At 65.0% G+C, this 14,264-nt stretch carries 15 protein-coding genes; 1 reads left to right on the forward strand and 14 read right to left on the reverse strand.

Going from position 1 to position 14,264, the window contains the following annotated elements; translation table 11 throughout:
- Positions 1 to 165: 165 nt before the first annotated feature.
- Genes comE through QZ408_RS03870 form a run of 6 tightly spaced genes read right to left on the reverse strand, consistent with a single transcriptional unit; the run spans position 166 to position 5,914 of the window.
- Complete coding sequence (comE, locus tag QZ408_RS03845; protein ID WP_292489879.1) at positions 166 to 1,287, reverse strand: sulfopyruvate decarboxylase subunit beta; 1,122 nt, start codon at positions 1,285 to 1,287, stop codon at positions 166 to 168.
- Positions 1,280 to 2,572 (reverse strand): cysteate synthase, encoded by a 1,293-nt coding sequence (locus QZ408_RS03850; protein ID WP_292489880.1) that lies wholly within the window; start codon positions 2,570 to 2,572, stop codon positions 1,280 to 1,282. Before QZ408_RS03850 ends, comE begins: the two co-directional genes overlap by 8 nt.
- Positions 2,569 to 3,810 carry a methanogenesis marker 16 metalloprotein gene (locus QZ408_RS03855; protein ID WP_292489881.1) on the reverse strand — a complete coding sequence of 414 codons (1,242 nt, stop codon included), beginning with the start codon at positions 3,808 to 3,810 and terminating at the stop codon, positions 2,569 to 2,571. The genes QZ408_RS03850 and QZ408_RS03855 overlap by 4 nt, the downstream gene beginning before the upstream one ends.
- Positions 3,807 to 4,427, reverse strand: a complete 621-nt coding sequence (locus tag QZ408_RS03860; protein WP_292489882.1) for a (Fe-S)-binding protein — start codon at positions 4,425 to 4,427, stop codon at positions 3,807 to 3,809. The genes QZ408_RS03855 and QZ408_RS03860 overlap by 4 nt, the downstream gene beginning before the upstream one ends.
- Before the next feature lie 3 nt (positions 4,428 to 4,430).
- Positions 4,431 to 5,138 (reverse strand): GTP-binding protein, encoded by a 708-nt coding sequence (locus tag QZ408_RS03865; RefSeq protein WP_292489883.1) that lies wholly within the window; start codon positions 5,136 to 5,138, stop codon positions 4,431 to 4,433.
- Entirely contained in the window at positions 5,135 to 5,914 is a 780-nt protein-coding gene (locus QZ408_RS03870) for an ATP-binding cassette domain-containing protein (protein WP_292489884.1), read from the reverse strand. Before QZ408_RS03870 ends, QZ408_RS03865 begins: the two co-directional genes overlap by 4 nt.
- A gap of 102 nt (positions 5,915 to 6,016) precedes the next feature.
- Between QZ408_RS03870 and QZ408_RS03875 the strand changes: the two genes are divergently transcribed.
- Positions 6,017 to 6,502 (forward strand): helix-turn-helix domain-containing protein, encoded by a 486-nt coding sequence (locus QZ408_RS03875; protein ID WP_292489885.1) that lies wholly within the window; start codon positions 6,017 to 6,019, stop codon positions 6,500 to 6,502.
- A gap of 124 nt (positions 6,503 to 6,626) precedes the next feature.
- On the opposite strand, the gene QZ408_RS03880 is transcribed toward QZ408_RS03875, so the two are convergent.
- The 8 genes from QZ408_RS03880 to QZ408_RS03915 form a co-directional block, all read right to left on the reverse strand.
- On the reverse strand, positions 6,627 to 7,193 hold the full coding sequence (locus tag QZ408_RS03880) for a hypothetical protein (protein WP_292489886.1): 567 nt from the start codon (positions 7,191 to 7,193) through the stop codon (positions 6,627 to 6,629).
- An 87-nt stretch (positions 7,194 to 7,280) separates the two neighbouring features.
- Complete coding sequence (locus QZ408_RS03885) at positions 7,281 to 8,393, reverse strand: carboxypeptidase-like regulatory domain-containing protein (RefSeq protein WP_292489887.1); 1,113 nt, start codon at positions 8,391 to 8,393, stop codon at positions 7,281 to 7,283.
- Between the two features lie 138 nt (positions 8,394 to 8,531).
- Complete coding sequence (locus QZ408_RS03890; protein ID WP_292489888.1) at positions 8,532 to 8,963, reverse strand: hypothetical protein; 432 nt, start codon at positions 8,961 to 8,963, stop codon at positions 8,532 to 8,534.
- A gap of 221 nt (positions 8,964 to 9,184) precedes the next feature.
- On the reverse strand, positions 9,185 to 9,625 hold the full coding sequence (locus tag QZ408_RS03895) for a hypothetical protein (RefSeq protein WP_292489889.1): 441 nt from the start codon (positions 9,623 to 9,625) through the stop codon (positions 9,185 to 9,187).
- 27 nt (positions 9,626 to 9,652) lie between these two features.
- Positions 9,653 to 10,057 carry a hypothetical protein gene (locus tag QZ408_RS03900; protein WP_292489890.1) on the reverse strand — a complete coding sequence of 135 codons (405 nt, stop codon included), beginning with the start codon at positions 10,055 to 10,057 and terminating at the stop codon, positions 9,653 to 9,655.
- 39 nt (positions 10,058 to 10,096) lie between these two features.
- On the reverse strand, positions 10,097 to 10,885 hold the full coding sequence (locus tag QZ408_RS03905) for a hypothetical protein (protein ID WP_292489891.1): 789 nt from the start codon (positions 10,883 to 10,885) through the stop codon (positions 10,097 to 10,099).
- Positions 10,886 to 11,121: 236 nt separating this feature from the next.
- Complete coding sequence (gene lon / locus QZ408_RS03910) at positions 11,122 to 13,506, reverse strand: endopeptidase La (protein WP_292490155.1); 2,385 nt, start codon at positions 13,504 to 13,506, stop codon at positions 11,122 to 11,124.
- Positions 13,507 to 13,562: 56 nt separating this feature from the next.
- Positions 13,563 to 13,982 (reverse strand): MarR family winged helix-turn-helix transcriptional regulator, encoded by a 420-nt coding sequence (locus QZ408_RS03915; protein WP_292489892.1) that lies wholly within the window; start codon positions 13,980 to 13,982, stop codon positions 13,563 to 13,565.
- Between the last annotated feature and the right edge of the window lie 282 nt (positions 13,983 to 14,264).

Consider the following 14,264-nt stretch of genomic DNA (forward strand, 5'->3'; position numbering starts at 1 on the left):
TGGGCATTAGGCTCTTCTGGTGAAAATTTTACTTGAAAAAGGTCACAACGGGCTGGAAACGTGAGCCGCGCCGGATGATGGAGGCGAGGATCATCCCGACGACCGGAACCCTGATGCCGGGGACCGTCCAAAAGATTGGACATCGGGAGGACCGTCTCAGGTCCCTCATCCCCGGAGCGCCCGCATAAACCGTTCCCGGATCTCCTCCGGGGCGAGCGGAATATTCGGAACCGCCGCGTTCCCGGGCTTCAAAACGACATGGATGAAGGTCGGCCCCCGCCCCCGGTCATCCCAGGCATCTTTCAACTCCCGCTCGTCCTGCACCTTGCACGCCTTTTTGAGCCCCGCGGCACGGGCGAGGAGCTCTATGTCCACCTGACCGTAGGCGTTCGTCAACTGATTTCCCGTGCTCCCGAAGGCCCCGTTGTCCAGGCAGACGATCGTGAGGTTCTCCGGCGCCTGTGCCGCCACGACCGGGAGGACGGCGGTTCCAAGCAGGCTCCCGTCGCCGTCGAGGACGACGACATCCTTATCAGTCTCAAGGGCAAGCCCAAGCCCGATCGGGGTCGCCTGGGTGTAACTCCCGAGCATGTAGAAGTTCAGGTCCCGGTCGTTTGCCGCATAGAGCTCCTTTGAGGGGACGCCGATGTTTGCGACGACCGCCTCACCATCGAGGGCGGCCGCAATCACCCGAATCGCGTCGTTCCGGGTCATCACCGGCTCGCGGAACGCCCGCCGGTACTCGAGCATCGAGTCCCGGGCCCGGGGCGGAAACGGCTGTCCCGGCCGGCAGGCCTCCGGTGCTCCCTCCCAGAACGAGGGGAGGATCAGCCCCACGTGCGGCCGCATCGAGTCGTAAGCGTCCCGGATGACCGTATCGATCAGTTCTTCGTCCTCAGGATCGCGGATGATCGTATACGAAATCCCGAGCGCGGTAAGCACATCCGGGATCGCCCGGTTGAACGGCACCTGGGCCGGGATCGCCTCCCGATAGACCCCCCGCCAGCTCGCGAGGACGGGGAGAGGGAGGCCGAAAGTCACCGTAAGGGACATGATCGCGTTCAAGGAGTTCCCGAGCCCCGAACTCTGCATATGGAGCACCGGCCGCCCGCCGGCCATCGCAAGCCCGGCCGATATCCCGACGCCGTCCTCCTCCCGGGTGAGGTTCACCGCACGGAACCGCTCCGGGATAAGGGCGCAGAGGTCCTGCGTCCGGTCGCAGGGGAGACTCGCCACGGTATCGACCCCGAGGGCGGCGAGCCGGTCAAGAACACATCCCTCACGCACGGATAGCCGCCCCCTGCTCCGAGATCCAATCAAGGACGGCACCCCGGACATCCCCCGCGAAGGCCTCATCGGCCCGGACGTTGAGGAAGGGCTCGACCGGGTAGCGATCGAGGTCTTCTGCTGCACGCTGATACCCCCCGCCGGTCACGTTCAGGAGTATGTGCTTCTTCGGGTCGATGAGGTCCTCCTCCACCGCCCGGGCGAGCGACGCGACCGCGACCGCGGCTGCCGGATCGAGGTCGATCTCCTCGGTCTCGGCAAAGAGCCTCCCGGCGCTCCGGGCATCCTCGTTTCCGACCGCGTACATCCTCCCGCCCGAGGCCAGAAGTGCGTCCCGGACCCCGCCCCGGATCCCCCAGGGCGGGTGGCGGTTCGTGAGGACATCGGCGTAGACACGGGCGATCGAGGCTTCAGCGTCGGGCATATCCTCGGCCACGATCGTCCTCCTCCCCGCCTCCCAGGCGCGGACCATCGGGACGAAGGGGAGGTTCTGGGAGAGATGGAGTTCCGTGAGGCGGGAACCGAACCGGCCGTCGGCGACGAGCCGCTCCGCGGCTTCCCAGGCGGCGATCCCCCCGGTCCCGCTCCCGACCGCCTGGAAGTAGTAGTCAGGGAGCCTGCCGGCGGCAAGCGCCCCGTCGAGCACCACCGTCCCCATCCCGTCACGGCGGGCGACGTTCTTCGCCCCGCCCTCGGGGACGATCCCCGGAAGAGAGCAGACCTCCCGCCCGAAGGCTATAGAATCTGAGTAGTCCCCGTCCACCGTGATGAGGCAGACGTTCTCTGCCGGGACGGTCGTCCAGAGCCGGCCGGCAGCGGCCGTCGGGACCACCACCACGACCGGGGTCCCGGTCAGCCCCGAGACCTGGCAGAACGCCCGACCGGTGTTCCCCGCTGATGAGACCTGGATGACCCCCCCGGCCCCCTTCTCCCTGAGGCGCAGGGCCGTCGGCTGGGCTTCGAGCTCCTTGAACGAGCAGGTCTCCATCCCCGCACCCCGCTCGGGCCAGTAGCCGGAGAAGGTGATGATGAGGTTCGAGAGCCCGAGTTCCCGGGCGAGACGCTCGCTCTCGTAGGAGACCGGGCCGGCATCGACCCTGAGGTGGCCCTCGACCGGGAGCCACTCCTTGTAGCGGAAGACCCCGGGAAGACTCCGGAGAGTGAGGCGGCGCTCCCTGTAGACCGTCCGGAGGAGGGTGTCGCACCCCGACGGGCAGTCGAGGGTGTAATGGTCGGGGAAGGACCGGCCGCACCCCGGACACCGGAGGAGGTACTTCTCCCTCATCGGACCCCGCCCCCGGTGAAGGTGAACCGGCTGTCAAGGACCATCTCTTGTAAGTCCCGGCAGAGGTCTTCCGCAAGCGTCCTGCCCGACTGGCGCAGCGTGATCGGGACCCGCCGTCCCCTGACCCGGAGCGAGCCCTCGCCGGCCTCGAGGGCGTCGTTTGGGCAGGCGGCAAGACAGGCGGTGCAGGCGAGGCAGCGGTCGCGGTCGATACCGGTCTCGCGGGAGAACGCACCCGTGGGGCAGACGGTGGCCGCAACACAGGTCGAACACTCCTCGCACCACTCGGGGTGGTAGGTCACCTCACGGTCGGGCTGCTGCCAGACGTCGGCATAGGTCGCCTCCCCGAGGACAGCCCGGGTGTTGATGTCGGCGACCGGGAGGGGGATCTCCTCGTCGAGGACGCGGAGCCCCGCGACCTGCCGGTCGTCGAGGACGGGGATCGCGACACCGAGGCTCGTGATGCACTCCGGGCCGGCGGAGGTTTTGAACCCGCCCATGTAGCGGGGCTGCATCCCGGCCATGTCGGCGATGACCGTGAGGTTCGGCCGCTCGGGGGTGCTCCGGGTCCCCTCGCCGGTCACCATACCGACCGAACCGTTCAGGAGGACCGGCGTCCCGGCACCGACCGCGAGCCCGAGCGGGTCGTTCTGGAGGGGGTTGATCTCGCCGCACCCGCTGACCGAGACCTCCCGGCAGGGCCCCTGGAGTCCCCCGATGGAGAAGATCGTCTTTACCCGGGTCGGCTGGAGGTTCAGGTAGGCGGTATAGTTCTTATAAGCGCTCCGGGTGGTGAAGAGCCGGGCGTAGGAGAAGTCGCCGATGGTCACCTCCGCCTCGACCGACCGGTCGGCGGCCTCCACGACCACCTCGATCCCGCGGCCCTCGACGATATCGCGGAAGAGGTGGCCGCCCCCGTACCCCGCCCCGGCGTGGGCGGTCCCCGAGACGATCAGGTCGACGAGCCCAAGCCGCTCGTTCGGGCAGGGGCCGGGCATGCAGGGGACCCCATTTGCCCAGACACGCTCCGCCCGCTCGAACGTCCCCGGCTCCGCGACCGGCACCGAGAGGATCGCCGCGGTCCCCGACATCACCCCCGTGGTCCCGGTGGTGACCACGTCCACGTCCGCGGCCGATAGCTCCGCACCCTCGCGGATGAGGTGCTTGAACTCCGCGGCGGTGTAGACGACCGCGGAACCGTTCCGGATCTTCTCATCGATCTCTCTCATCGTCTTCATAACAACCTGATATCCTCCACCCGCACATGGAGACCCGAGGACTGTGCAAGGACCATGTTCACGACACCCGTATGTCCGAGGTTCATCATGCAGTAGCCGGGCAGGAACCGCTGCCGCATCCCGAAGGTAGGTTCACGCCGCACCGTCCGGGCAATCCCCTCGAAACCGACGATGTGGTATGCCTCGATGTCCTTAAACCCTCCGCCCCGGGAGGCCTCCGGCCCGACGACCAGACAGGTGAGGAGACCGCTCACCGGGCTTGCATGGAGGACCGAGAGGACGTGCTGGACCGGGCAGCCCGCACCGGCCGGCCTCCCGACGACGATGTCCCCGGCCGTGATCCCCCACTTCTCCACGAGGTCCGGGCGGAAGGGGAGGATGATCTTCCGGGCCGAGACCTCGCCCGGCAGGGGCTCGATGATGAAGTCGTACTCCACACCGAGGACGTCCCGTCCGGTGTAGCGGGCCTCGCCCTCGAACCGGGAGGGGGCGGTCCCGGTGCGGTAGAAGACGCAGTCGGGGAGGTCCTTCTCCCCCCGCCGGACCAGAGCAAGGAACGCCTCGCAGGTCGGGGCGCCGCAGGCCCCGCAGTCCTTCCCGGGCGGTTGCCATGCCACGGGTCAGTCCCCCCGGTAGAGGTAGTCGGCGCCCTCGAGTCTCCGGACGACCCCGAAGTGGTGCTGCCACCCGATCTCGGTCTTCCCGATGCAGACGGTGCAGACCCCGAGCGGCGGCGCACCCCGGAGCACGATGGCGTCCGGATCGGTTATCGCTGGGCATTCCTCGATCGCCCGGAGGAGGTAGCGCATCCCGGTCCCCTGGACGGCGTTCGTCTCGACGATATCGAGGCCCGGGTTCACCTCCCTGATCCGCTCCCGGAAGACCTCCTTCTCGGCCTGGGAGACGAGGTCGATCCTGGTCACGACCGCGATGTCGGCGAGGGCGAGCATCGCAGACATCTTCAGGGGCGTGTTCGTGCCCGAGATCGCGGAGAGGACGACGATCCCGAGCCCCTGCGTCGTGTAGGGGGAGCAGCGGAGGCAGAGTCCGGCGCTCTCGACCAGGAGAAGGTCGGCGCCCTCCCCCTCGGCCCAGGCGATGGCATCGCGCATCACCATCACCCCGGCGTGGTCCGGGCAGAGGTCGCCGGAGTAGACCTTCCGTGTCGGGATGCCGAACTCGGTTGCGAGTTCCTCGTCCTCGAACGCCCGGACGACGTCGATCTTGAGGTAGGCGATCCGGTGCCCTCCCAGGAGGGAGCGGATGATCTGCCGCACGACGGCGGTCTTCCCGGCAGACGGCGGCCCCGCGACGACGGCGAGCCTCATGCCCCGACCGGTTCCGTGATCAGGTTGCCGGCCCGGATCTCCTCCCGCATCCGGCAGAGGATGCCGTCGAGGCGGCGGGCCTCCCGGAGGGCGGCGCTCTCCCGGCCGTCCGGCTCGATGACCCGCTCGACCGCCCCGTCCCGCATGACGATCCGCCGGGCCGAGAGGAGGGAGACCAGGGGATCGTGCGTGACGAAGATGACCGCCTTCCCCCCGGCCCGGAGGACCTCGATCACCCGCTCCTTGAAGATCCCGGCGTTCTCTACCTCGTCAAGGAGGAGGACCGGCGCCGCCGCGACGAGGACCGCGTCGGCCACGAGGAGCGACCGGGTCTGCCCGCCGGAGAGCGCGGTCATCCGGGCGTCCGGTCGGATCGCCTCACCCGTGAACTCGTTTGCGAGGTCGATCGTCCGGCCGACGATGCCCTCGTCATCGATCTTCCGGGAACGGACGTGCATCGCGAGAAACTCCGCGACCGTGAGGTCGGCGAGGCACCTGGTGTTCTGGGTAATCAGGGCGACGGGTTTGTGCGCCGGGTCGCGGACGAACTCCTCGGGCGGGCGGGCACCGTTGACGAGGACTGTGCGCCCTGTCGCGGTGTCGTTCTGGGCGAAGATCTCGATGTCGTTGATGAAGGCGCTCTTCCCCGAGCCGGTGGGGCCGACGATGGATATTGTGTCGCCCGGGCGGATGACGATCGCCTCGAACCGCTCCGGCTCGCCGCTCCGGCTCCGGCCGGGGAGGATCGTGATCTCCCGGATGGGTTGGGGGTTCATAAAGGGAAGTCGTCGCAGGTCATGATAAGATTTGCCTTATGCCTGGGAATATCTAACCATAATAGGAAAATCTTATCTTTAATATGATACTATAGTAGAGTAATGCTTTCGAGAAGGATCTTCGAGACCGACTTTGCCCGGGCGCTTCAGGACGAACTCGCCCGGCAGGACATGAGCGTCCGGGACCTCGCGGACCGGGCGGGGATCCCGCCCGCCACGCTCTACAAACTCACGTCGGGAAAGGCCGACCCGCGCCTCTCCACCGTCCGGCGGATCGTCAGCGTCCTCGAACCCCGGGAGAAGAGTTTCATCGCGGTGATCGCGGCGCGGTTCCTGCTCGACGACCTCGACAACCGCGATCTCACGATCGGTGAGCGGAAGTACCGGATCCGGGGCTACTCAGCGGACTCCCTCGAAGAGTGCATCGTCGCCGCGGCGCGGGCGGACAAGGAGGGGGCGCTCGGGATCATCTGCGCGCCGATCCTTGCGCCGATCGTGGAGAAGATCGTCGACTGCCCGGTGGCGATCATCAAGCCGCAGCAGCGGACGCTTATTGAAGCGATCGAGACGCTCGCAAAGAGGGTTTAGGGGAGGCCGGGACCAGGCGCGGAGAGGAGGGCCGCCCCGCTGCCGGGATTGAAGGAGTCAGATCTCCCGGTGGTCCGCGAATACCTGCCGCTCCAGGACCACCGGAAAACGAGCCTGGATGAGATCAGTTAAGTATTCCCTCCATGTCGATGATCGCGTACGACGGATAGAGATAGAAGATCGTCGTATCGTTGTAGATCATGGCCACCCGCTTGTTCCGCTCGTCGAACACATGGTTGGTATTCGTAAGCATATCCGTCGCCTGGTGATAGCCCTCGGGCATAGGTCCCGATACGGGCGTCGAGAGCCACCACTCAGCCCCGCAACGCCCGTCGAGCGTCCGGCGTGCCGTTTCGTCGACCCCGATGAAGAACGACAGTCCATCGTTCCGGAACTCTACTTCGGCATACGTCCGGTGCGGGCCGTCCTCTTCGGAGGCCATCCGAACCGAGGTGACGTTCCACCCGTTCTCAAGCAGAATCCCGGCCCGTCGGTCGGCTAGAAGGGTTTCGAGCACCGCCGTGACGTTGCCGGTGAAATTTCCGGGGTCATGCACGGTGATCTCCGGGAGGTTGAGGGCGATCGAGGTATTTCCCTGCCCGTAGTAGAGGGGCGGGGCGGGCGTGGTGTTCTCCGATGCGTTAACCTCCACGGAATCGGTGCAACCGACCCCGAACACCAGAAGGATCACGGTAAACAAGAGAAGGGAGGTCTGTTTCACGCTATCACCATCAGGGTATGGTATCGCGCCGGGATTGCCGGGCCTTCATGCATCATCTCACTGCCTCTTCCGGCCGGGGAGGATCAGCAACGCTCCCATGAGCGAGAGAACCCCGACTGCGGGACCGAACCCCGGGACCGTCCGTGGCAGCGGTTCCAGTTCCAGGTCGAGTTCGTTCGTCAGGTTCTCGAAGACAACCTCGCGCCGGAGGGATGAATAACCCTCCTTCTCGATCGTGACGGTCTGCCGGTACCCGGGTGCATCTTCTACCAGGTAGCCGCCGTTCTCCCCCGTCACGGCCGTCACCGAGAGAGGTTCGTCGTCGAGCCTAAACACTGACTCGAACCGCACCAGCGCACCCGGAACCGGGCTGCCGCCGGCATCCGTCACCCTGCCCGAGACGGCGATCGCCGGCGGCGGCGGGATGCCGATACGGACCGTCACGTTCACGGTCTTCTCGGCCCGGTGCCTGCGGTTGTCCGTTGCCGTGACGGTGATCGTGTTCTCTCCGGGAAAGACCGGCACGGAGCAGGAGAACGTTGCCCCGTTCCCGCACCAGATCTCCTCTGCTCCGCTCAGGATATTCACGCTCCGCACGCCCAGAGGGGCGTGGACCTCCCCGGCGACGATGATATGGGGCGGAACGACGTCGATCCAGCAGTCGGCACCCTCACCCGGGGAGGTGATGTTGATGGTGATCGGGTCCTCGACGGACGCCGGACTCTCGTCGATGACGGTAAGGATGAGGTCCCCGGCGGTGTCGAGGACGAACGTCCCGTTGTCGCGATGATAGACCCGGGAGTTGTTCGGGAGCTGGTGCAACCGGGTGCAGGGTTTCTCGACGCCGCCGGGGGTGGGGACTTTTGCGGAGAGGTCGTCGCTGATGGAGAGCAGGTGGTTGCCGTCCTTATCGAAGACCAGCGTCCTCCCGTCTGCCGTATGGACGATGATCGAACCGAACGGTATCCCGGTGGTCCCGCTCCCGTCCCATTCCGGCTGAAGGGTCAACACCCCGGAGACGGCGATCGTCTCGATCGACTCGTTCACCTTCAGGTCGGGGACGACGTACCGGTCGAGGTCGATCCCTCCGCCCGCCCCTGCTGCCGGGACGATCGCGAGCAGCATTGCTAGGAGCAGGAAGGACGCCAGTATTTCGATTTTTTCACTCATTTGCTTTCCTCAGGTTTTATCACGGCGTAGGTATCCCCCGGATGCACGGAGCCCCTTTGCCTCCGGATACGCGGGATGCATCAACCGGGAACGGGTGGACCCACGCAGAAGAGCCGGCCTCAATCCCCTCCGGCCACATCAGTCCCGGTAAACCGTCCCGACCCGGTAGTACCGGCCCTCGTACTCGAAGTACTTCCGCTTGCCGGTCTCGCTATCGAAGATGTAGGTGTCGATCGTCTCCTGGTGGATCTTCTCCGGGTACTCCACGCTCCCTACCAGTCGAATATCCCCGGACATATACGGCCCTCCCTCAGCGTTATGCCCCTCACCCCGGAGGAGCGCATCCAGAACCGGCAGCTCCCTGAACGTCTCCTCATCGAGGCGGATGACGATACCCTCCCGGGCCGTCTCCTCCGTGACTTCATAGAGCAGGAGTTCGTCGGGCGGGATGGTCGCGGCGATGTAGGAGGCGACAACGACGTAGCAACCGAGCAGGAGGACCCCGGCGACCACGACCGCGATGAGGTATCGCTTCAGCCGGGTGCTCTTTTCAGGGTGAGACGGAGTCATCGATTCTCCTCATGAACGGCTGAGTTTTCATCCATCTGCCCTCTTTTCGGGGTGTTCTCCCGGTCCTGTGCAGACTGCATGGGTGAATCTGCGCTCCGGGATACCGGTACCCATACGGGAGAGGTCGACGCCCTTCTATAAACGATCTCTGTGACGCGCGTCTACACGTCGGGCCTGTCGGACAGGCCCTGATCCTGAAAGAGGAACCCCTCATATCACGGTCACGTCGTCACAACCACGTAGTACGCCCCTTCGTACTCCAGGTGCGGGTACACCCATGTCTCCCGGTCGGGGCCGTAGGCATCCTGGAGCGCCCTGCTCTCCGCATACGAGACCCGGACACCCCCGATGAAGCGTCGGTCGCCGGCGCCCCACTCCCACGCAGAAGGGTTCCGTTCCCCGCCACGGATGACCACATCGAGCGCCGGGTGGTCGACAAAGTCCCGCTCGGTCAGGGGGACGACCACGTTCTCTCCCGGCTCCACCCTCTCCATGACGTAGAGCATCGGCTGCCCGCCCGAACTCTCGTAGGCGTAGAGTATGAGGGCATCGGCGAGCATGAGGCCGAGCGCGACGGCGACGATGCCGGCAAGAACGCAGGCGAGAATAAGCCCCACCGTTTTGAATTGGTTGCCGGGTTCCGGTTTCCTATCTTCTTCCATTCCTGTTGCACCTGTTTTGACCCGATCTTAGTGGAGTAGAACGCGGGTGACGTAGTACACTCCGTCGTACTCGAGGTATGGCGCGCCCTTTGTATACACACCACAGGACTCGGTGAGCACGAGGCATTCGACCCCCGTCATCGGGACCGACGCGTATTTCGGCATGTTGGGGTTGCTGTTGGCCTCCCGGATCGCGGAGGCAAGCACCGGGTGCTGCTTCAAGTCCCGGTCGGTCAGGTGGACGACGGATGTGTTCTGCAGATCTTCTTCCCCGACTACTTCCACAGTCAACTCCTGCGGAAGACCGTCGATTCCCGTGATCAGGGCAACGAGGGCGGTATACGTGAGCATAACCGTCGCGACGAGGATGACGACGCCGATGAACGCGAAGATCCCGACAACAGCCAGACGTCTGTCGATGTCAGGTCCCATACGACCACCTCGTCCCCGGAGCGGTCTGTCCGTCACGCATCAAGAGTCGACCCCCTGTCCGGGGAACCCACCGGTACCTGCCGGGGGTGGACCCGGCGGCGGCCAGAAAGGTCTCCCGTCCGGGTAGTACACCCTCTCAGCCTTGACGAGGTCGCGGAGCGTAAAGATCGTGCAGCAGTAGGTACCCACCAGTACGGGAGCGGACCCTCCCGGGGCATCGGCGGAACCACCCTTTGCCGCGTGCAGGACGTCGATACTATACCAGGGTTCTGTCGTGTTGAACACAACGCTCTTTAAGGGGATGATCTCGCCCCGGTGCAGGGCGTAGAGGTCTCCATAGCCGGCATCGTACGCCAGGCCTCCCCACTGCGAATCGACGTCGACGATCAATCCCCCGCTCTCACCGGCCAGCTCCCGGTAGGGAATCCGTTCGATCTCAGCGAAAAGGGTGAGCGGATGCTCTCCGAGAGGCGCTCTGTCGACCTCCAGGGCTTCCCAGGTCACTCTCCCCGTCGAACTCGCCGCAACCCGATACCAGCGGCGGAGACCTTTATCGTCTCCATAGAACTCGAAGTTCAATCGATCGACCGCCCCGCCCCCGTCGGTCACGAGCCTGAAATCTCCAAGGATTGCCGTCGAGTTCTCAACTCCAGTTCGGCCCTCTACGATCGCCCACATCTCCGAGAGCGGGAGGCCGTAGATGTTCTGCCGGAGGGAGGGGGCGGGGGGTTCGGGGTTATAGACGAGCACGACCGCCGCGACGAGGAGAACGACGCCGATGAACACAAGAACTCCTACGGCAATCAGGCACTTTTTACCAGGTTCCATGCAATCTTCTCCGATTCCGGCGCGGGCCAGACCGATCCCGCATACGCCGGGATGGGGGTTCCGGCAGCTAACGGTAAGAAGTCAACGTCCCTCTATAAATGATTTCTGTCACGATCCTCTACACGTCGAACCGCTTCGGGCCAATTGGTTCCCTGAGCGGGACGTAGTGAGCAAAAAGGGGGGAGGCGGGCACGGAGCGATGATAAAAGAGGGGTGTGCCCGGACTCAAAGGACGGTCAGAGGTCGTGCACGGGCACGCACCGGTTCTTCCCCGCATACGGCAGGACCGGCCCGGCGAGGTCGAGCCCGAGCGCCTCCCGGAGAACGTCCTCCATGGTGTCCACGGCCACGAACACAAGTTCGTCCCGGACATCTTCAGGCACGTCCTCAAGGTCCCGCTCGTTCTCCCGCGGGAGGATGACCTTCCTGATCCCGGCCCGGTGTGCGGCGAGAACCTTCTCCTTGATGCCCCCGACCGGCAGCACGGCGCCGGAGAGCGTCACCTCCCCGGTCATCGCGACCGTCGGGTCGACCGCTTTGCCGGTGACGAGGGAGGCGAGGGCCGTCAGGATGGTCACCCCCGCCGAAGGCCCGTCCTTCGGGGTCGCCCCCGACGGCACGTGGATGTGGATGTCGCTTGCGAAGAAGTCGAACCGGGTCAGCGTGGCCGCGAGCCTCGAGCGGATCAGGCTGAGGGATATCTGCGCGGACTCCTTCATCACATCCCCGAGCTGACCGGTGAGCGTGAGCCTCCCTTTGCCGGGCATGAACGTCCCCTCGATGAAGAGGATGTCGCCCCCGACCGGCGTCCAGGCGAGACCCGTGACGACGCCGGGCGGGTTCTCCTTCCGCGCCATGTCCTGCCGGACGGTCTCCCGCCCGAGGATCTCCGGGAGCATCTCCACCGTCACGACGTACGGAAGATCAGCGGTGCCCGAGACGATCTTCGCGGAGACGAACCGGGCAACCCGGGCGAGCTGCTTCTTGAGCGCCCGGACGCCCGCCTCCCGGGTGTAGCGGTCGATGATCACCGTGAGGGCGTCGTCCCCGACCTGGAGTTTATCCGCGTCAAGGCCGTGCTCCTCGAGCGTCTCCGGCAGCAGGTGGTCTTTTGCGATCGCGAACTTCTCGTTCTTCGTGTAGCCCGAGATCTCGACGAGCTCCATCCGGTCGAGGAGCGGCGCCGGGATGGTCGCGAGCGTGTTCGCGGTCGCGATGAAGAGCACGTCGGAGAGGTCGTAGGGGACCTCCAGGTAGTGATCCGTGAACGTGCTGTTCTGTTCGGGATCGAGGACCTCGAGGAGGGCGCTTGCCGGGTCTCCTGAGTATGAGACGGCGAGTTTGTCGATCTCGTCGAGGATGAAGACCGGGTTCTTCGTCCCGGCCCGCTTCATCCCCTGGATGATCCGGCCGGGGAGCGACCCGACGTAGGTCCGCCGGTGCCCCCGGATCTCCGCCTCGTCCTTGACGCCGCCGAGGCTGATCCGGACGTACTTCCGGCCCAGGGCGTCCGCGATGCTTTTGCCGAGGCTCGTCTTCCCGGTGCCGGGCGGGCCCGCGAAGAGGAGGATCGAGCCCTGCTTCTCCTCTTTGAGTTTCATGACCGCGAGGTGCTGGACGATCCGCTCCTTGACCTTCTCGAGGCCGTTGTGGTTGCTCTCGAGGATGCGGCGGGCCTCCTCGATATCGATGCTCTTCTTTTCCCCGACCGTCCAGGGAAGGTCGAGGAGGAGGTCTAAGTAGTTCCGGATCCCCTGGCTCTCGTGGTGCTGGCTCCCGCCCATCTCGAGTTTCCTGAGCTCGGCGAATGCCTTCTTCCGCACCTCGTCGGGCATCGTCGAACGCTCGATCCGCTCCCGGTAGCCACCGTCGCCGGAGGAGCCCTCGCCCCCGTTGAGCTCCTCCTGGATCACCCGGAGCTGCTCCCGGAGCATGGCTTCCCGGTTCGCCTTCCCGACCTTCTCAGAGGCCTTTTTGGCCACCTCGATCCGGAGGTTGATGCTCTCGTTCAGGTTCACCAGGAGCCGGAGGAACGCAGTGTAGCGCTCGCGCACGGAGACGGTCTCGAGGAGCGACTGCTTCGTTGCGAGGTCCACCGGCATGAAGGGCATGACGAACGCCATAACCTGGTCGACGGACTCCATCCTCTCGACGGGCCGGGTGAACTGTTCGGAACCCTGGAAGTTGCCGCTGATCTCATGGAGGGCCGCCTTGATGTCGCGGAGCATCTCCGCCCGGGCTTCCCCGTCGAGGTCCGGCAGATCCGGGAGCGGTTCGTGGATGGCATAGATCAGCCCGTCGTTCTCGAAGAGGGTTACGGCCTTCACCCGACGGGTTGCATGCGCAAAGATAAGATAGCCATCGTCCGCGGGCTGTACGTGCGCGATAGAGAGAAGGGTTCCGGTCGCGCAGAATGCGTCGGCTGGATCCTCCGAAGGCTCTGCGCCGCTCTTTACGGTCAGCCCGACCGCGGATGCCGACCCGTCGCTCTTCATGGCGGCGATCAGCGCCTCCCCGACGGCCGCCTCGACCTGGAGCTTCGTCCGGGTCTCCGGGTAGACCACGGTCTCGAAGAGCGGTATGACGATAGTCTCGCTGGTATCTGGTTGTGATAAGTGCATGGTGACTCCAATCATTTAGTTCGAATTTACCTAACTTTGTTGCCGGCCAAAAAAAATTACCTGACTTTCCTGAGGATCTCAAGGAGGAGATCCACTTCGGTCTCGTCGAGTGCCCGTACCATCCTCTCGATCATCCGGTTCAGGGCGTTCTGCTCGGCGTTTGCTATCATCCGCCCCTTCTCGGTCAGGCGGATGTACACGACCCTGCCGTCGTCGGGGGACTTCTGCCGGTAGGCGCACTCCATCCGGACGAACCTATCGATCATCTCCGTGACGGTGGGTTTTGAGGTCCTCGTGATCTCGGCAAGCCTGCTGAACGTCACGTCGCCGTGCCCGTCGATGGCCTTTAAGTAGGCGATCTGCTTCACCGTCATATCGGCAAGTCCGCATTCGGAGAAGATCTCGTCGGAACACACATTTTTGATGGCGATCAGGCGATCAAATACCTCGACCAGATGCTCGACCCTTGCCGCCATTGCTGATTCCTAATTAATTAGGGCCGACCTAACAATAAAGGTTGTGGTCTGGATACCCGATCGCGGACTCCGGCGACCGCACGGTTCACCCCAGAGGAGGTTCGCCCCGGGGAAAGGAGCACCTTTGCCTGCCACGGAGAATCGTTAACGTTCACGGGGCTATGCCGGTGTCTCTGTCCGGTCCCGCCTTCCACAGGGCCTTCACGAACCCGCCGGACCCGCCCCATCACCCGGGACCGCCACAACTGCATGGCCGAAGCCGGGGTCGGCGGAGGCAGGCGG

The sequence above is a fragment of the Methanoculleus sp. 10 genome, assembly GCF_913757945.1.
Taxonomy (GTDB): Archaea; Halobacteriota; Methanomicrobia; order Methanomicrobiales; family Methanoculleaceae; genus Methanoculleus.